Source organism: Paenirhizobium daejeonense, from assembly GCF_014280875.1.
Taxonomy (GTDB): domain Bacteria; phylum Pseudomonadota; class Alphaproteobacteria; order Rhizobiales; family Rhizobiaceae; genus Allorhizobium; species Allorhizobium daejeonense.
This window is the reverse complement of sequence record NZ_JACLAL010000003.1, coordinates 121,668-138,298: the sequence shown is the minus strand read 5'-3', so window position 1 is coordinate 138,298 and position 16,631 is coordinate 121,668. Positions and strand designations below refer to the sequence as shown.

Below are 16,631 nucleotides of genomic sequence, written 5' to 3'. Positions count from 1 at the left end.
CCGGCAGGCGGATGAGGGGCGAGGCCCAATCAACAGGCAGTCGGAACAGGGCGGGGACCACGCGCGATGCGAGGCTCCGCCGCGCCGGCATCCCGACCACTTTTATTAAAGCATACAGGAGAGGCATTTCATGAAAGGCTGGAGACCACCGGCACCCGTCCTGCTTCTGCTGCCCGCATTCATCGTCCTGGCAGCCGTCGTCATCATCCCTCTTCTGCTTTCGCTGTATTCCAGCTTCACGGCGTTCCGGCTCACCCAGCCGGCATCGCTCTACACGCTGGTCGGCTTCCGCAATTATGAGCGCATTCTCAGCGATCTGGAGTTCTGGAGCGCCTTCGGGCGCACCGTCCTGCTGCTCACGGTGGCGCTCAACCTCGAAATGCTGATCGGTCTCGGCCTTGCCATGCTGGTCGAGAAGGCGACGCGGGGCCAACGTATCCTGAGAACCATCATGATGTTTCCGATGATGTTCTCACCGATCCTCGTCGGCTTCCAGTTCAAGTTCATGTTCAACGACAATATCGGCCTGATCAACAATGCGTTGCAGTCGCTTGGCCTCACCGATCAGGCGATCCCGTGGCTGATCGACGGACAGCTTGCCTTCTGGGCGATCCTGACCGCCGAGATCTGGTCGTCCACCTCGGTCTTTGCGATCCTGATCCTCGCCGGCCTGCTCGCCATGCCGAAGGAGCCGATCGAGGCCGCCCGCGTCGATGGCTGCACGCCCTTCCAGACCTTCCGTTACGTCACCTGGCCCTTCATCATGCCCTTTGCCTATATCGCCATGACGATCCGTTCGCTGGACGTCGCCCGCGCCTACGACATCGTCAAGATCATGACCGATGGCGGCCCGGCCAAGCGCACGGAGCTGCTCTGGACGCTCGTCGCCCGCACAGCCTATTCCGACGCCCGCATGGGGCTCGCCAATGCCATGGCCTATTTCGCCATCCTGCTGTCGATCCTCTTCACCGTCTATTTCTACCGGAAGCTGGCGGCAGCCCGCACCCAGATCGCTGCGGAGTGGTGAGATGAACGAGAACGCACAACACCGCTTCAAGGCAACGCTGCTTTCGCTTGCCCACAAGGTCACCCTGTTTGTGGCGATGACCATCATCTGCCTGCCGGGCCTCTGGATCGTGCTCGCATCCTTCCGCCCGACGGTGGAAATCATGGCGAAGCCCCCGGTCTGGATCCCGCAGGACCTGTCCTTCGATGCCTATATCGCCATGTTCTCCGGCATCGGCCAAGGCGGCATTCCGGTCATCGAATACTTCCGCAACTCGCTGATCATCTCGGTCACCTCGACGGTGATCTCGCTCGCCATCGGCATGGCCGGCGGCTACGCGTTTGCCCGCTACCGCTTCAAGGGCAAGTCCGGCATCTTCCTGGGACTGATGCTGACCCGCACGGTGCCCGGCATCGCGCTCTCCCTGCCGCTGTTCTTCGTCTATTCGAAGCTCGGCATCATCGACAGCCATTTCGGCCTGATCCTCGCCTATGTGGCGTTGAACGTGCCCTTCACCATCTGGCTGATCGACGGCTTCTTCCGTCAGGTGCCGAAGGACCTCGCCGAAGCGGCACAGATCGACGGCTGCACCCGCTGGCAGGCCTTCTGGCAGGTGGAATTCCCCCTTGCCGGCCCCGGTATCGCATCCGCCGGCATCTTCGCCTTCCTCACCTCGTGGAACGAGTTCGCGCTCGCCTCGCAACTCACCCGTTCCGTCACCTCCAAGACCCTGCCCGTCGGCCTGCTCGACTACACCGCAGAATTCACCATCGACTGGCGCGGCATGTGCGCGCTCGCCGTCGTGATGATCATCCCGGCTCTCGTGCTGACCTTCATCGTGCAGAAACACCTCGTATCCGGCCTCACCTCCGGCGCAGTCAAAGGATAGACCATGGCAACCGTTTCCCTCGAAAAGCTGGTCAAGCGCTACGGCGCGCTCGAAGTGGTGCACGGCATCGACCTCGAAGTGGCGGACCGCGAATTCATCGCGCTCGTCGGCCCCTCCGGCTGCGGCAAATCCACCACGCTCCGCATGATCGCCGGCCTCGAACCAATTTCCGGCGGCGACCTGAAGATCGGCGGTCGCGTGGTCAACGACCTGCCGCCACGCGCTCGCAACCTCGCCATGGTGTTCCAGTCCTACGCCCTCTACCCGCACATGACGGTGCGCGAGAACATGGGCTTCTCGCTGAAGATCGCCGGCATGAAGCCGGAGGAAATCGCCCCCCGTGTCGAGGAAGCGGCCCGCACCCTGGACCTGACCGCCCTTCTCGACCGCCGTCCATCGCAACTGTCCGGCGGCCAGCGCCAGCGCGTCGCCATGGGCCGCGCCATTGTGCGCGATCCCGACGTCTTCCTGTTCGACGAACCGTTGTCGAACCTCGATGCCAAGCTCAGAACCCAGATGCGCACCGAGATCAAGAAGCTACACGCCAAGGTGCAGTCGACCGTGATCTACGTCACCCACGACCAGGTCGAGGCGATGACGCTTGCCGACCGCATCGTCATCATGCGTGACGGTTATATCGAACAGGTCGGCACGCCGGAGGATGTATTCCACCGCCCGAATTCGAAGTTCGTCGCCGGCTTCATCGGCTCGCCGCCGATGAACCTCAAGGACGCAGAGATCGCCGATGGCCGCGTCGTCTTCGCTAACGGCGACAGCCTGCCCCTGCCGCAGCAGTTCGCCTCGCGCGTCGCCGCCGGCCAGAAGGTCACGTTCGGCCTTCGCCCCGACGACATCTATCCCACGGGCCACGGCATCCACTCCGGTGAGGAAACCGACGTCCACAAGGCGGACCTCAAGGTGACGATCACCGAGCCGCTCGGCAACGAGACACTGGTTTTCGCCGAACTCGGCGCCAGCGAATGGGTGAGCCGCATGCTGAACCCGCGCACGCTAAAGGGCGGCGAAGGCCTGTCCTTCTCGCTCGACCTCTCGCAGGCCCATATGTTCGACCGGGAAACCGGCGGGACGCTCAGGGGCTGAGCCATGGCGAAGATCGAACGAATAGAACTGAAAATGGTCGACCTTCGCCCGAAGGTCGAGCGCACCGACGCGATCCAGAGCTTCGTCAGCCAGGAAACCCCGCTCGTCACTATCACCGACAGCGACGGCGTCACCGGTACCGGCTACAGCTACACCATCGGCACCGGCGGCTCCTCCGTCATGCGGCTTCTTGCCGATCATCTTAGCCCCCGCCTGATCGGCCGCGATGCAGACCGGATCGAGGCGATCTGGCATGAGCTGGAATTCGCCACCCATGCCACCACCATCGGCGCGATCACCTCGATTGCGCTTGCTGCCATCGACACCGCGCTTTGGGATCTTCGCGCCCGCAAGCAGGGCCTGCCGCTATGGAAGCTCGCAGGCGGCGCCAAGGATCGCTGCCCGCTCTACACCACCGAAGGCGGCTGGTTGCATATTCCGACCGAAGCACTGGTCGAGGATGCGCTGGAGGCAAAGTCCAAGGGTTTTCGCGGTTCCAAGGTCAAGATCGGCAAGCCGAGCGGTTCAGAGGATTTCGCCCGCCTGTCGGCCGTCCGCAAGGCCGTCGGCGACGCCTACGAGATCATGACCGATGCCAATCAGGGCTTCGCCGTCGATGAGGTGATCCGCCGCGCCGAACGGTTGAGGGAACTCGACCTCGCCTGGCTGGAGGAACCGCTCCCCGCCGACGATATCGACGGTCACGTCAGGCTTAATCGCGCGACCTCTACCCCGGTCGCGGTCGGCGAGTCGCTCTATTCGATCCGCCATTTCCGTGAATACATGCAGAAGGGGGCATGCTCCATCGTGCAGGTGGATGCCGGCCGCATCGGCGGCATCACTCCCTGGCTCAAGGTGGCGCATGCGGCTGAGGCATTCGACATGCCCGTCTGCCCGCACTTCCTGATGGAACTGCATGTCAGCCTGACCTGCGCTGTGCCGAACGGCAAATATGTCGAATACATCCCGCAGCTCGACGACATCACCACCTCGCGCCTGAGGATTAAGGACGGCATGGCGCTCGCGCCCGAGACGCCAGGCCTCGGCATCGAATGGGACTGGGATGCCATCGACGGCCGCCGGATCACAGAATTCGACCGCGAGATCCGCTGAGGAGGAAACGACTATGCAGCGCATCGGCATGGTGATCGGCGTGAGGCCGGAAAAGCTCGAGGAATACAAGCGCCTACACGCGGCCGTCTGGCCCGAAGTGCTGGCGATGATTTCCGCCTGCAACATCAAGAACTACTCGATCTTTCTGAAAGAGCCGGAGAACCTGCTCTTCTCCTTCTTCGAATATCACGGCACCGACTACCAAGCCGACATGGCAAAGATGGCCGCCGACCCGAAGACCCAGGAATGGTGGGCCGTCTGCATGCCCTGTCAGCAGCCCCTCGATAGCCGCAAGGATGGTGAGTGGTGGGCGTCGATGGAAGAGGTGTTCTTCCATGCGTAACGCTGTATCGACGAGGGAGAAAAGCACATGACCTTCGACCCGAAATCCCTCTCCCAGTCCTGGCCGCTGCCGGCAAAGCCGCGCCCGATCGTCACCTTCGGCGCCGGCTCAATCGTCAGCGACGCGCATCTTCCCGCCTATGGCAAGGGCGGGTTCCCCATCGCCGGGCTCTACGATCCCGATTACGAAAAGGCCAAGGCGCTCGCCGATAAATGGGGCGTGACAGCCTATGCCTCCGTCGAGGAAGCGGCAGCAGTGGAGAACGCGATCTTCGATCTCGCCACGCCGCCGGCGGCCCATGCCAAAGTGCTATCCGCCCTGCCGGATGGCGCGCCGGTGCTGATCCAGAAGCCTATGGGTTCGGATCTGGCGGCCGCGACCGAAATCCTGAAGATCTGCCGGGCCAAGAACCTCAAGGCGGCCGTGAACTTCCAGCTTCGCTTCGCACCGATGATGCTGGGCCTGAAGGATGCCATCGCCAAGGGACTGCTCGGCGAGGTCGTCGATTTCGACGTCTATCTGGCGCTCGATACACCATGGCAGCTCTGGGCCTTCCTCGAGGGACTGCCGCGCATCGAGATCGCCATGCACTCGATCCACTATCTCGACATGATCCGTCAGGTTCTGGGCGATCCGAAGGGCGTGCATGCAAAGTCGATCGGCCACCCCAATCACAAGATGGCGCAGACCCGCACCACCGCGATCCTCGACTATGGCGACCGGGTGCGCTGTGCCATCTCGATCAACCACGACCACAAGTTCGGCCGCAAGCATCAGGCCTGCGAGTTCCGCGTCTCGGGCACCGAAGGTGCGGCATATGTCCAGCTCGGCGTCAACCTCGATTATCCGCGCGGCGAACCGGACATTCTGGAGATCTATCCGAAGGGCGGCAGCGACTGGGTGACCGTGCCGCTGGAAGGCACATGGTTCCCCGATGCTTTCGTCGGCCGCATGGCCAACCTCCAGCGCTTTGCCTCCGGCGAAGATGCCGAACTCGTTTCCTCGGTCGAGGACGCTTGGAAGACCATGGCGCTTGTCGAGGCGCTCTATCAGTCGAACGCTGCGCCTGCGACCGCGCTCGAGACACTACCGCAGTAAGGAAGATCGCGATGGAACAGCTGAAATATTTCGAGGACTACGAACTCGGCGCACAGCGCCTGACGACGGGCCGTACCATCACCGAGACGGATTTCATCGTCCATGCCGGCCATACCGGCGATTTCTTCCCGCATCACATGGATGCCGAATTCGCCAAGACCACCCCGTTCGGCCAGCGCATTGCCCATGGCACGATGGTCTTTTCCATCGGCGTCGGCCTGACCGCCAGCGTCATCAATCCGGCTGCCTTCTCCTATGGCTATGACCGCCTGCGGTTCATTCGCCCTGTCTTCATCGGCGACACCATCCACACCCGGGTCACCATTCATTCGAAGGAAGACGATCCGAAGCGCGCCGAAGTCGGTCGCGTCGTCGAGCGCACCGAAGTCATTAACCAGAAGGGCGAGGTCGTGCTCGCCGCCGATCATATCCACATCGTCGAGCGCCGGCCCAAGGCCGCCTGATCGGACGACTTAAGGAAAGGAAGAAACCATGTCCCTCCCCCTCGAAAACAAGCGCGTGCTGGTCACAGCCGCCGGCCAGGGCATCGGCCGGGCGAGCGCGCTCGCCTTCTCGCGCGCCGGCGCGACCGTAATCGCCACCGATATCAATGCCGCCGCGCTGGCCAGCCTTTCCGGCGAAGGCAGGATCGAGACCCGTGTACTCGACGTGTTGAACGATGATGCCGTGAAGGCCGTCATCGCCGAGGCCGGCCCCTTCGACGTGCTGTTCAACTGCGCCGGCTTCGTCCATGCCGGCTCGATCCTCGACATGGCCGACAAGGATCTGGACTTCGCCTTCGATCTCAACGTCCGCGCCATGGTGCGCACCATCCGCGCCGTGCTGCCCTCCATGCTGGAGCGTGGCGGCGGCGCGATCATCAACATGGCCTCGGTCGCTTCCTCTATCAAGGGCGTGCCGAACCGCTGCGCCTATTCCGTCACCAAGGCCGCCGTCATCGGCCTCACCAAGTCGGTTGCCGCCGATTATGTGGCGCAGGGCATCCGCTGCAACGCCATCTGCCCCGGCACGGTGGAAAGCCCCTCCCTGCAGGACCGCATGAAGGCCCAGGGTGACTATGAAACCGCCCGCGCCGCCTTCATCGCCCGCCAACCCATGGGCCGCCTCGGCACACCTGAGGAAATCGCCGATCTGGCGGTGCATCTGGCAACCGCGACCTATACCACTGGTCAGGCCTACGCCATCGACGGCGGCTGGACGATCTAATCTCATCTGAAAGGAAATACCCGATGAAACTCATGCGCGTTGGCCCCCTCGGCCAGGAAAAGCCAGCTCTTCTCGACAAGGACGGCAAGATCCGTGATCTCTCCGCCCATGTCGCCGATATCGGTGGCGCGGCAATCGGCCCGGAAGGCCTTGCAAAGATCGCGGCCATCGACCCTGCATCGCTGCCGGAGCTGACGGCCGATCGCATCGGCGCCTGCGTCGCCGGCACCGGCAAGTTCATCTGCATCGGCCTCAACTATTCCGACCACGCCGCCGAAACCGGCGCCGAGGTTCCGCCGGAACCGGTCATTTTCATGAAGGCGACCTCGGCCATCGTCGGCCCGAACGACGACGTGCTGATCCCGCGCGGCTCCGAAAAGACCGACTGGGAAGTCGAGCTCGGCGTCGTCATCGGCAAGACCGCGAAATACGTCTCGGAAGCCGATGCCATGGACTACGTCGCCGGCTACTGCGTTTCCCACGACGTTTCCGAACGCGCCTTCCAGACGGAACGTGCGGGACAGTGGACCAAGGGCAAGTCCTGCGACACCTTCGGCCCGATCGGCCCCTGGCTGGTGACGAAGGACGAGATCGCCGATCCGCAGAACCTCTCGATGTGGCTGACGGTTAACGGCGAGAAGATGCAGAACGGCTCCTCGAAGACCATGGTCTACGGCGTCGCCTATCTCGTTTCCTATCTCAGCCAGTTCATGTCGCTCCATCCCGGTGACGTCATCTCCACCGGTACACCGCCCGGCGTCGGCCTCGGCATGAAGCCGCAGCGCTTCCTGAAGGCCGGCGACGTCGTCGAACTCGGCATCGAAGGCCTCGGCACCCAGAAGCAGACCTTCAAAGCCGACGCCTGATCCCCTCCCTCAAGACCCAGAGCCTTGACCCATGACCAAGATCACCAGCCTGCGCAGTATTGACCTGCGCTTTCCCACCTCCCAGAGCCTCGACGGCTCGGACGCGATGAATCCGGATCCGGATTATTCCGCGGCCTATGTCGTGCTCGAAACCGACCAGCCCGGCCTTGAAGGCCACGGCCTGACGTTCACGATCGGCCGCGGCAACGAGATCTGCTGCGCCGCGATCGACGCCATGAAGCATCTGGTGGTGGGACTGGATCTTGATTGGGTCAAGGCCAATCCCGGCCGCTTCTGGCGGCATGTGACGAGCGACAGTCAGCTTCGCTGGATCGGTCCCGACAAGGGCGCCATGCATCTGGCCACCGGCGCCGTGGTCAACGCCGTCTGGGATATCCTTGCCAAACAGGCCGGCAAGCCGGTCTGGCGTCTTGTCGCAGAGATGACGCCAGAGGAAATCCTCTCCATCATCGACTTCCGCTACCTGACGGACGCCATCACGCCGGATGAGGCGCTGGCGATCCTGAAGAAGGCCGAGGAAGGCAAGGCCGAGCGCATCGCCCTCCTCGAGAAGGAAGGCTATCCCTGCTACACCACGTCTGCCGGCTGGCTCGGCTATTCCGACGAGAAGCTGCGTCGCCTCTGCCAGGAGGCCGTCGACCAGGGCTTCACCCACATCAAGATGAAGGTCGGTCGCGATCTGGAAGACGACAAGCGCCGTTTGAGGATCGCCCGCGAGGTCATCGGTGACGACCGTTACATGATGATCGACGCCAACCAGGTCTGGGAAGTCGGCGAGGCCATCGACTGGGTTAAGGAGCTTTCGGTCTACAAGCCGTTCTTCATCGAGGAACCGACCAGCCCTGACGATGTGGCCGGCCACAAGGCGATCCGCGAAGCGGTGGCCCCGGTCAAGGTCGCGACCGGCGAGATGTGCCAGAACCGCATCATCTTCAAGCAGATGATCGCCGGCGGCGCGATCGACATCGTGCAGATCGACAGCTGCCGCATGGGCGGCCTGAACGAAGTACTGGCCGTTCTGCTGATGGCCGCAAAGTATAACCTGCCCGTCTGGCCCCATGCCGGCGGCGTCGGACTTTGCGAATACGTCCAGCATCTCTCGATGATCGACTACATCGCCGTCTCCGGCACTAGGGAAGGCCGCGTCATCGAGTTCGTCGACCATCTGCACGAACACTTCATCGATCCCTGCCGGATCGAGAACGCGGCCTACATGCCCCCGTCGCTGCCGGGCTTCTCCATCGAGATGAAGCCGCAATCGATCGCTGACTACCCGTTCAGGGTATAAGAAATACGTCATTGGCGTGCGTCCGCACCGCTGCGGACGCACGCCATTGGGTCACGGATGTCCTCAGTCGATGTTGACGACCAGCTTTCCGTCTGCCCCACGCGTTTCGATCAGTTCGTGCGCCTCGGTCGCGGTCGAAAAATCGAACTGACGCCGGTCCAGCCTCGGCACGATCTTGCCAGCCTCGGCAAGTCTTGTGGCTTCCCGCATGATCTCGCCGTGATGTTCTCGGCCTTCGCCAGTCAGGAGCGGCAGGAGCGTGAAGACGCCGGAATATGTCGCGGCCTTGAAGGACAGGGGCGCAAGGGCATGGGTGCCCCAGCCCAGACTGCTCGCCACATGGCCGAAACGCTTGACGGCCCTGAAGGCCGTGTCGAGCGAAGCGCCGCCGACAGTATCATAGACGACATCGAAGCCATTCCCGCCGGTGTATTTCTGCACATAGGCCTCGACGTCCTCGGAAGCATAGTCGATCGGCACCGCTCCAAGGCTGCGCAGGTAATCGGCCTTGCCGGCGCTATCGACACCGTAGACCTCGGCGCCGAACGCCCTGGCGATCTGCACGGCGATGTGACCGACGCCACCGCCCGCCCCCAGAACGAGCACGGTCTGGCCGGGCTTCACGCCCACGCGATCGACGAGACCTTCCCAGGCGGTGATGAAGACCAGGGGAAGCGCCGCAGCCTCCCGCATGCTCAATGTTGCCGGCTTGATGGCAAGGAGTCTCGCATCGACAGCCGCAAATTCGGCAAGCGATCCCTGATTGCCACCCACGCCGCCCGTCATCCCGTAGACCTCGTCGCCGCGCCGGAAACCGGTCACACCGGGACCGACCTCCTCCACCATCCCCGCAAGGTCGATGCCGAGAATGGCGGGCAGCGACTGTCGAGCATGCGCGCCGTTGCCGGCTCGGATCTTCGTATCGAGCGGGTTCACGCCACTTGCCTTGATGCGGACAAGGACTTGCCCCTTGCCGGCAACTGGCCGGGCAATATGCGCGAGGCGGAACGGCGCGCCATAGGTTTCGAGAACAAGCGCTTTCATGTTGGTCATCTCCATCACTCCTTGAGTTGCGATGGGCAGAGATTGCGCTCACGTATATTGAATGGAAATTATAGATATTGCATGATATCCATTCATTTTTGAATGAGAATCCATATGACGCCGGAATGGAGCGATTTTCGTATTTTCCTCGCGGTCGCGCGCGAAGGCACATTGGGGGCGGGTGCCCGACGGCTCGGCCTCACCCAGCCGACCATGGGTCGGCGGCTGAAAGCCCTGGAGGCAGCACTCGGCACCGTGCTGTTCCAGAGAACGTCCGACGGTTTTGTCCTGACCGACGAGGGCAGGTTGCTGCTACCCCATGCCGAGCGCATGGAGGAGGAGGCGATTGCCGTCGAGCGGGGCCTCGCGGGAAGCCGAAACGAACTCGATGGGCTCATCAGGATCTCCAGCTCGGACTGGTTCGGGGTCCATGTCCTATCCCCCCTGCTTGCCGGGTTCTCCCGGCGGCATCCGAAGGTCGTGATTGAACTGCTGACGGATTCGCGGCTGCTCAACCTTTCCCGCCGCGAGGCCGATCTGGTGTTTCGCATCCGGCCCTTCACCGAGGTGGATGTCATCTCCCGCAAGTTCACGCATGTCGAGTACGGGCTTTACGTACCGGAGGGCTTCCCCGACCCGGTGATTGGCGACGGCGCGAGCTTGAGCGTGGTGACGATGGACGAGGCGTTTGGCAGCATGCCGGACGTGGCCTGGCTCCGCGAGAGCTTTCCCGGCGCATTCGTTGCCATGCGCAGTAACAACCGGGATGTCCAGGCCCGCCTATGCGCCGGCGGGGCGGGAATGGCGGTTCTCCCGGTGCCGCTCGGCAACAGGACATCGGGCATTCGCCGCGTCGAACTCCAGGCACCTCCGCCGGGACGCGACACATGGCTGGGTTACCACCGTGACATGCGCCGTCTGCCGAGGCTGCGCGCACTCCTCGACTTCCTGATCGCTGCCATATGATCCTGAAGCGGTCATCGCTGGAGACAAAAAAAGCCGGGCGTCTCCACCCGGCTTTCCATGTAGCGTGATACCTGATCCTACTTGATCATCGGCAGAAGTTCGGAAACCGACTTCTTGGCGTCGCCATAGAACATGCGCGTGTTCTCCTTGTAGAACAGCGGGTTCTCGATGCCGGAATAGCCGGTGCCCTGACCGCGCTTGGACACGAACACCTGCTTGGCCTTCCACACTTCCAGAACCGGCATGCCGGCAATCGGCGAGTTCGGGTCTTCCTGCGCGGCCGGATTGACGATGTCGTTAGAGCCGATGACGATGACAACGTCCGTGTTCGGGAAGTCGTCGTTGATCTCGTCCATTTCCAGAACGATGTCGTAGGGCACCTTGGCTTCGGCGAGCAGCACGTTCATGTGGCCCGGCAGCCGGCCGGCAACCGGATGGATAGCGAAACGCACTTCCTTGCCGGCGGCGCGCAGCTTGCGGGTCAGTTCGGAAACCGCCTGCTGCGCCTGCGCGACGGCCATGCCGTAGCCCGGCACGATGATGACCGAATCCGCCTCATTGAGTGCAGCGGCAACGCCCTCGGCGTCGATCGCCACCTGCTCGCCGGTGATTTCCATCGCCGGCCCCGTCGTCGTGCCGAAGCCGCCAAGAATGACCGAGACGAAGGATCGGTTCATCGCCTTGCACATGATGTAGGAGAGGATCGCACCCGAGGAACCGACCAGCGCACCGGTGACGATCAGAAGATCGTTGCCCAGCGTAAAGCCGATGGCCGCAGCCGCCCAGCCGGAATAGCTGTTCAGCATCGACACCACCACCGGCATGTCGGCGCCGCCGATGCCCATGATCAGGTGATAACCGATGAAGAAGGCGAGCAGCGTCATCAGTATCAGCGTCCAGACGCCCGCGCCGTTGAAATACATCACCAGCATTATGAACGACAGGATCGCCGCGCCAGCATTGAGCATGTGGCCGCCCGGCAGCTTCTTGGCCTTGCCGTCGACCTTGCCGGCAAGCTTGCCGAAGGCGATGACCGAACCGGTGAAGGTGACGGCGCCGATGAATACGCCGAGGAAGACCTCTACCTTCATGATGGCGAGTTCGACAGGCTCCTTGTGGGCGAGGATCGCCGCAAAGCCCGTAAGCGCCGCGCGGCCCGCCTCGTCCATGGTTGCCACGCGCCATGCTTCGATATGGGCGTTATAGCCGATGAAGACGGCGGCAAGACCGACGAAGGAGTGGAGTGCTGCAACAAGCTGCGGCATCTCGGTCATCTGCACGCGGCTTGCCACATAGTGGCCGAGCACGGCGCCACCCGCAATCATCAGCAGGATGATGAACCAGTTGCCGACGCCGGGTCCGAAGACCGTGGCGATGACGGCAAGGCCCATGCCGATGATGCCATACCAGACGGCGCGCTTGGCGCTTTCCTGGCCGGAGAGGCCGCCGAGGGAAAGGATGAAAAGAACGGCCGCGGCAATGTAGGCGGCGGAAACGATACCGATCGTCATGATAAAATTCCTTCCCCGATCAGGACTTCTGGAACATGGCAAGCATGCGCCGGGTGACGAGGAAGCCACCGACGATGTTGATCGTGGCGATCAAGACCGACAACGCGGCAAGGATCACCACCAGCCAGTTGCCTGACCCGATCTGCAGGAGCGCACCCAGGATGACGATACCGGAAATGGCGTTCGTCACCGCCATCAGCGGCGTGTGCAGCGAGTGGCTGACATTCCAGATGACCTGGAAGCCAATGAAGCAGGCGAGCACGAAAACGATGAAATGGCTCATGAAGCTGGCCGGCGCGTAGGCGCCGACGATCAGCAGCAGCGCCGTAGCGATGGCAAGAAGACCGGCCTGATTTCGGGTCTGGGCCTTGAAGGCAGCGACTTCCTGAGCGCGCCTTTCCTCCGGCGTCAGCTCCTTGGGCTTTTCCTTCGGCTTCTGCGCGGCGATGGCCTGAACCTTCGGCGGCGGCGGCGGGAAGGTGATCTCGCCCTGATAGGTCACGGTCGCGCCGCGGATGACGTCGTCTTCCATGTTGTGAACAAGGACACCGTCCTTGGCCGGCGTCAGATCCGTCATCATGTGGCGGATGTTGGTCGAATAGAGGGTCGACGACTGGGTAGCCATGCGGCTCGGGAAGTCCGTGTAGCCGATGACGGTGACGCCGTTGTCCGACACGACTTTCTGGTCGGCTACCGTCAGGTCGCAGTTGCCGCCGCGCTCGGCCGCAAGATCGATCACGACCGAACCGGGCTTCATCGCGGCCACCATATCGGCAAGCCACAGCTTCGGCGCATCGCGACCCGGGATGAGAGCCGTGGTGATGACGATATCCATATCGGGAGCAAGCTCGCGGAACTTGGCGAGCTGCTTCTCGCGGAATTCCGGCGAGGAAGGCGCAGCATAACCGCCGGTCGCAGCGCCGTCTTGCTGCTGGTCCGCGAAATCGAGATAGACGAATTCCGCGCCCATCGACTCGATCTGTTCGGCCACTTCGGGGCGAACGTCGAAGGCGTAGGTGATGGCGCCGAGCGATGTAGCCGTACCGATGGCCGCGAGACCGGCAACGCCCGCACCAATGACCAGCACCTTGGCCGGGGGAACCTTGCCGGCGGCGGTGACCTGACCGGTGAAGAAACGGCCGAAGTTGTTACCTGCCTCGATGACGGCGCGGTAACCCGCGATGTTCGCCATGGAGGAGAGAGCGTCCATCTTCTGCGCGCGGCTGATGCGGGGCACCATGTCCATGGCGATGACGTTTGCGCCAGTCGCCCTGGCCTGTTCAAGAAGCTCCTTGTTCTGGCCCGGGTAGAAGAAGGAGATCAGCGTCTTGCCGGAAGCCAACCGTTCGATCTCGGCCGTTTCTGGCGGACGAACCTTTGCAACGACGTCGGCCTGCGCAAAAAGCGCCGCGGAATTTTCGACGACGGTGACGCCGGCGGTACGATACGCGTCATCGGAAAAACCCGCAGCCTTGCCGGCACCGGCCTCGATCAAACATTCATATCCGAGCTTCTGCAGTTGAAGGGCGCTGTCCGGCGTCATGGCCACGCGCGCCTCGCCGGCAAAAGTCTCCTTTGGCGAACCGATCTTCAATCCCATATCCCCAATCCTTGGCCAAGTCGAAATTTCAGTCGGCGGACACGAGCAGAACCGCCGTTACATGTCTAGCCCAAATGAACCCCCATGTGTTCGGTTTTGCCAATGGGGCAATTTTCCATTACCGAATGTTTCCACAGATGCGACAGATTTTGCCTCCCACACGTCGCAATCAGCCACCAGGGAACAATTCGCGTCAACTCCTGTTAACCCCTCGGTTTTTCTGAATAATGGAGATGATTATGCTGCACTGGATCCTGATTTTGCTTCTGATTGCCGCCGTCGCCAGCCTGCTCGGATTTCGCGGCGTTGCGGGTGCCTCGGCCGGCATTGCGAAAATCCTCATTTTCATCGTTCTCGTGATCCTTATCATCGCTCTTTTCACAGGCGTGATCATCGTCGCCTGAGGCCCGAGTTGAATCTCAGCCATGATTCCTCACCCTGTCGGCCGGCCCACAAGCCGGCCGATTTCTTTTGTCGATAGAAACGGGTGAAGAAGGGTCAGATGAAGGGACGCTGACGCGTCTCATCCGGTTGCCAGTTCGCAACCTCGCACAGCGCCCGGACGTCGAGGATATCGCAGCCGCGGTCGAGCCAGCGGATCATCCCCCGATCGCTCAACCGCTTGAGCGTCTTGTTGGTGTGGACTACCGACAAGCCCAGCGTGTCGGCAACATGCGCCTGCGTCACTGGCACATAACGCCTGTCGTCATCGAGCAGCCCCGCCAGTCTGCCGCGCTCATGAAGGAAGGCCAGAAGATAGGCTGCCCTTTCCAGCGCCGTGCGCCGGCCAATGCTGAGCAGGTGCTCGTCGAGGATCGACTCCTCCCGGGCAGCAAGCCAGGTGAGATCGTAGGCAAGCCCCGCATGCCTCTCGAACAGAGAAAACAGGCGGCTGCGCTCGAACATGCAGAGGACCATTGGTGTCAGCGCCTCTACGGAATGCTGCATCTCGGCCATCACCGCGCCCTGCAGGCCGACCATGTCGCCCGGCACCACATAGTTGAGGATCTGCCTCCGGCCATCCTCGAGGATCTTGTAGCGAAAGCCCCATCCTTCGAGCACGGTATAGAGATGCGCGCTGTTGGCTCCCTCGACCAGCACCGTGGCCCCGGCATCGGTGTTCAGTTCACCGCGTTTGAAATTGGAAACGAAATCAAGCTCTTCGCCCGAAAAAGCGCGAAAATGCGACTTCACCCGAAGCGGGCATTCGCTGCAACGTACGCGGGTGGAACTCTGGCGGAAGTCGCTTGCCATGCAATATCCTCTTTTCTACCCCAAAAGAGTAGCATTCGTAGAATGTTCCATTGAAGTGCTTATCCGTGACTGGGACATGTCTTTTTTAAATGACCGCGCTGACGACGTCCGCCAAGGTCCCGCGGCACAGGAAGGAAAAGCCATGCAAAACCCGTTACTTCGTGTTCTTGTCGTGGAGAGTCAGCTCCTGATCGCGGTGGAGATTGAATACATCCTCACGGAAAAGCTGGGATGTGACGTTACCTTAACCACCCTTGCCCGATATGAAGACGCGCTCTCCGACGGCCCGTACGATGTGGTTCTGGTAGAGGCCGCCCCATCGTGGAAGGCGAACCTCGCCCGCGTCGAGCAGATCCGGGCAGCGGGAGCCGCCGCGGTTCTGCTTTCATCTTATGAGGATTTCGCCGAGGAAGCCCCCTCCACGGCCGGCCTTCCAAAACTGGAAAAACCTTTCGACCCAGCCGATCTCATTGCGATTGTTCGCGAAGCGGCCAGCCGCCGGGTCTGAGGCGACGATCAGACGGCGAAAGCACGCTTCGTCACGGCGGAGCTGTCGGCATCGGGACCGTAATCCCCCTGCCCGCTAACGCCGAGGATTTCCTGCAGCCTGTTGCGGGCGCGGTTGATACGGCTCTTGATCGTGCCGACGGCGCAGCCGCAGATCTCTGCCGCTTCTTCATAGGCAAAGCCGGAAGCCCCGACCAGGATGATCGCCTCGCGCTGGTCACTGGGCAACTGGTCGAGCGCCCGCTTGAAATCCTGAAGATCGAGCGAACCATATTGCTGGGGATGCGTCGCGAGCTGCGCGGTAAAAATGCCGTCGCTATCGGACACTTCGCGACCACGCTTGCGCATCTGCGAATAGAATTCGTTCCGCAGGATCGTGAAGAGCCACGCCTTCATGTTGGTACCGGGTTCGAAATGATCCTGCTTGGCCCACGCCTTCATGATCGTTTCCTGTACCAGATCATCTGCCATATGATGGCGTCCGGTCAGCGAAACGGCAAACGCGCGGAGGTTCGGCAGAGCAGCAAGCATCTCCCGCTTGAAAGAGCGATCGTTCGAGAGGTTATCAGCCGTCATCGTGCTGCGTCCTCAACATTGAAATCATTATTCACCTGTCGTTCCGCCATGTCCAGCTTCTCTAATAAGGTTAGAAACCGATCCGGTATCCCCTCCTCTTCCACCGAGAGATAGAAGGCGCGAAGCTGGGCGGAAATTCCGGTATGCGCGCTGACAGGACCATCGCCCTTGCTCACTGCCGATGCATTTTCTGGTGACTTGGTCATTCTGTTCCAACAGAC

General features: G+C 62.0%; 19 protein-coding genes. 13 read left to right on the top strand and 6 right to left on the bottom strand.

Annotated features, from left to right (window positions below):
- The first annotated feature begins 130 nt into the window (after nt 1-130).
- Genes H4I99_RS07575 through H4I99_RS07530 form a run of 10 tightly spaced genes read left to right on the top strand, consistent with a single transcriptional unit; the run spans nt 131 to nt 8,952 of the window.
- Nucleotides 131-1,027: a carbohydrate ABC transporter permease gene (locus H4I99_RS07575; RefSeq protein WP_163901129.1), complete on the top strand. Its 897-nt coding sequence runs from the start codon at nt 131-133 to the stop codon at nt 1,025-1,027.
- A gap of 1 nt (nt 1,028) precedes the next feature.
- Nucleotides 1,029-1,895 (top strand): carbohydrate ABC transporter permease, encoded by an 867-nt coding sequence (locus H4I99_RS07570; protein ID WP_163901131.1) that lies wholly within the window; start codon nt 1,029-1,031, stop codon nt 1,893-1,895.
- A gap of 3 nt (nt 1,896-1,898) precedes the next feature.
- The gene (locus H4I99_RS07565) at nt 1,899-2,996 is read left to right on the top strand and encodes an ABC transporter ATP-binding protein (RefSeq protein WP_163901133.1); all 1,098 of its coding nucleotides are present in this window, start codon (nt 1,899-1,901) and stop codon (nt 2,994-2,996) included.
- A gap of 3 nt (nt 2,997-2,999) precedes the next feature.
- Nucleotides 3,000-4,109 (top strand): mandelate racemase/muconate lactonizing enzyme family protein, encoded by a 1,110-nt coding sequence (locus tag H4I99_RS07560; protein ID WP_163901135.1) that lies wholly within the window; start codon nt 3,000-3,002, stop codon nt 4,107-4,109.
- A 13-nt stretch (nt 4,110-4,122) separates the two neighbouring features.
- Entirely contained in the window at nt 4,123-4,452 is a 330-nt protein-coding gene (locus H4I99_RS07555) for an L-rhamnose mutarotase (protein ID WP_163901137.1), read from the top strand.
- A gap of 27 nt (nt 4,453-4,479) precedes the next feature.
- Nucleotides 4,480-5,550: a Gfo/Idh/MocA family protein gene (locus H4I99_RS07550; protein WP_163901139.1), complete on the top strand. Its 1,071-nt coding sequence runs from the start codon at nt 4,480-4,482 to the stop codon at nt 5,548-5,550.
- An 11-nt stretch (nt 5,551-5,561) separates the two neighbouring features.
- On the top strand, nt 5,562-6,014 hold the full coding sequence (locus tag H4I99_RS07545) for a MaoC/PaaZ C-terminal domain-containing protein (protein ID WP_163901141.1): 453 nt from the start codon (nt 5,562-5,564) through the stop codon (nt 6,012-6,014).
- A gap of 28 nt (nt 6,015-6,042) precedes the next feature.
- Nucleotides 6,043-6,777: an SDR family oxidoreductase gene (locus tag H4I99_RS07540; RefSeq protein ID WP_163901143.1), complete on the top strand. Its 735-nt coding sequence runs from the start codon at nt 6,043-6,045 to the stop codon at nt 6,775-6,777.
- A gap of 23 nt (nt 6,778-6,800) precedes the next feature.
- Nucleotides 6,801-7,643, top strand: coding sequence for a fumarylacetoacetate hydrolase family protein (locus H4I99_RS07535; protein ID WP_163901145.1), 843 nt, complete (start codon nt 6,801-6,803; stop codon nt 7,641-7,643).
- A gap of 31 nt (nt 7,644-7,674) precedes the next feature.
- On the top strand, nt 7,675-8,952 hold the full coding sequence (locus H4I99_RS07530; protein ID WP_186663255.1) for an L-fuconate dehydratase: 1,278 nt from the start codon (nt 7,675-7,677) through the stop codon (nt 8,950-8,952).
- Nucleotides 8,953-9,015: 63 nt separating this feature from the next.
- Here H4I99_RS07530 and H4I99_RS07525 read toward each other — a convergent pair whose 3' ends face one another.
- A complete protein-coding gene (locus tag H4I99_RS07525) occupies nt 9,016-10,005 on the bottom strand; it encodes a zinc-dependent alcohol dehydrogenase family protein (protein WP_186663253.1) in 990 nt (329 codons plus the stop codon).
- A gap of 93 nt (nt 10,006-10,098) precedes the next feature.
- Between H4I99_RS07525 and H4I99_RS07520 the strand changes: the two genes are divergently transcribed.
- Nucleotides 10,099-10,962, top strand: coding sequence for a LysR family transcriptional regulator (locus H4I99_RS07520; RefSeq protein WP_244624975.1), 864 nt, complete (start codon nt 10,099-10,101; stop codon nt 10,960-10,962).
- Nucleotides 10,963-11,039: 77 nt separating this feature from the next.
- On the opposite strand, the gene H4I99_RS07515 is transcribed toward H4I99_RS07520, so the two are convergent.
- Nucleotides 11,040-12,473, bottom strand: coding sequence for an NAD(P)(+) transhydrogenase (Re/Si-specific) subunit beta (locus H4I99_RS07515; protein WP_163901150.1), 1,434 nt, complete (start codon nt 12,471-12,473; stop codon nt 11,040-11,042).
- A 19-nt stretch (nt 12,474-12,492) separates the two neighbouring features.
- Nucleotides 12,493-14,067 carry a Re/Si-specific NAD(P)(+) transhydrogenase subunit alpha gene (locus H4I99_RS07510; RefSeq protein WP_163905845.1) on the bottom strand — a complete coding sequence of 525 codons (1,575 nt, stop codon included), beginning with the start codon at nt 14,065-14,067 and terminating at the stop codon, nt 12,493-12,495.
- 245 nt (nt 14,068-14,312) lie between these two features.
- On the opposite strand from H4I99_RS07510, the gene H4I99_RS07505 reads away from it, so the two are divergent.
- The gene (locus H4I99_RS07505) at nt 14,313-14,477 is read left to right on the top strand and encodes a DUF1328 family protein (protein ID WP_163901152.1); all 165 of its coding nucleotides are present in this window, start codon (nt 14,313-14,315) and stop codon (nt 14,475-14,477) included.
- A gap of 94 nt (nt 14,478-14,571) precedes the next feature.
- On the opposite strand, the gene H4I99_RS07500 is transcribed toward H4I99_RS07505, so the two are convergent.
- The gene (locus tag H4I99_RS07500) at nt 14,572-15,327 is read right to left on the bottom strand and encodes a Crp/Fnr family transcriptional regulator (RefSeq protein WP_163901154.1); all 756 of its coding nucleotides are present in this window, start codon (nt 15,325-15,327) and stop codon (nt 14,572-14,574) included.
- Between H4I99_RS07500 and H4I99_RS07495 the strand changes: the two genes are divergently transcribed.
- Entirely contained in the window at nt 15,326-15,835 is a 510-nt protein-coding gene (locus tag H4I99_RS07495) for an ANTAR domain-containing protein (protein ID WP_163901156.1), read from the top strand. The genes H4I99_RS07500 and H4I99_RS07495 overlap by 2 nt on opposite strands.
- Before the next feature lie 8 nt (nt 15,836-15,843).
- Here the strand turns inward: H4I99_RS07495 and H4I99_RS07490 are convergent, their stop codons facing one another.
- Entirely contained in the window at nt 15,844-16,410 is a 567-nt protein-coding gene (locus H4I99_RS07490; protein ID WP_163901158.1) for an RNA polymerase sigma factor, read from the bottom strand.
- Entirely contained in the window at nt 16,407-16,616 is a 210-nt protein-coding gene (locus tag H4I99_RS07485) for a NepR family anti-sigma factor (protein WP_163901160.1), read from the bottom strand. Before H4I99_RS07485 ends, H4I99_RS07490 begins: the two co-directional genes overlap by 4 nt.
- Between the last annotated feature and the right edge of the window lie 15 nt (nt 16,617-16,631).

Bases quoted from the DNA above. Each gene is read 5' to 3' on its own strand.
- H4I99_RS07575 (WP_163901129.1), top strand. From the start codon at position 131: ATGAAAGGCTGGAGACCACCGGCACCCGTCCTGCTTCTGCTGCCCGCA.
- H4I99_RS07570 (WP_163901131.1), top strand. From the start codon at position 1,029: ATGAACGAGAACGCACAACACCGCTTCAAGGCAACGCTGCTTTCGCTT.
- H4I99_RS07565 (WP_163901133.1), top strand. From the start codon at position 1,899: ATGGCAACCGTTTCCCTCGAAAAGCTGGTCAAGCGCTACGGCGCGCTC.
- H4I99_RS07560 (WP_163901135.1), top strand. From the start codon at position 3,000: ATGGCGAAGATCGAACGAATAGAACTGAAAATGGTCGACCTTCGCCCG.
- H4I99_RS07555 (WP_163901137.1), top strand. From the start codon at position 4,123: ATGCAGCGCATCGGCATGGTGATCGGCGTGAGGCCGGAAAAGCTCGAG.
- H4I99_RS07550 (WP_163901139.1), top strand. From the start codon at position 4,480: ATGACCTTCGACCCGAAATCCCTCTCCCAGTCCTGGCCGCTGCCGGCA.
- H4I99_RS07545 (WP_163901141.1), top strand. From the start codon at position 5,562: ATGGAACAGCTGAAATATTTCGAGGACTACGAACTCGGCGCACAGCGC.
- H4I99_RS07540 (WP_163901143.1), top strand. From the start codon at position 6,043: ATGTCCCTCCCCCTCGAAAACAAGCGCGTGCTGGTCACAGCCGCCGGC.
- H4I99_RS07535 (WP_163901145.1), top strand. From the start codon at position 6,801: ATGAAACTCATGCGCGTTGGCCCCCTCGGCCAGGAAAAGCCAGCTCTT.
- H4I99_RS07530 (WP_186663255.1), top strand. From the start codon at position 7,675: ATGACCAAGATCACCAGCCTGCGCAGTATTGACCTGCGCTTTCCCACC.
- H4I99_RS07525 (WP_186663253.1), bottom strand. From the start codon at position 10,005: ATGACCAACATGAAAGCGCTTGTTCTCGAAACCTATGGCGCGCCGTTC.
- H4I99_RS07520 (WP_244624975.1), top strand. From the start codon at position 10,099: ATGAGAATCCATATGACGCCGGAATGGAGCGATTTTCGTATTTTCCTC.
- H4I99_RS07515 (WP_163901150.1), bottom strand. From the start codon at position 12,473: ATGACGATCGGTATCGTTTCCGCCGCCTACATTGCCGCGGCCGTTCTT.
- H4I99_RS07505 (WP_163901152.1), top strand. From the start codon at position 14,313: ATGCTGCACTGGATCCTGATTTTGCTTCTGATTGCCGCCGTCGCCAGC.
- H4I99_RS07495 (WP_163901156.1), top strand. From the start codon at position 15,326: ATGCAATATCCTCTTTTCTACCCCAAAAGAGTAGCATTCGTAGAATGT.
- H4I99_RS07500 (WP_163901154.1), bottom strand. From the start codon at position 15,327: ATGGCAAGCGACTTCCGCCAGAGTTCCACCCGCGTACGTTGCAGCGAA.
- H4I99_RS07490 (WP_163901158.1), bottom strand. From the start codon at position 16,410: ATGACGGCTGATAACCTCTCGAACGATCGCTCTTTCAAGCGGGAGATG.
- H4I99_RS07485 (WP_163901160.1), bottom strand. From the start codon at position 16,616: ATGACCAAGTCACCAGAAAATGCATCGGCAGTGAGCAAGGGCGATGGT.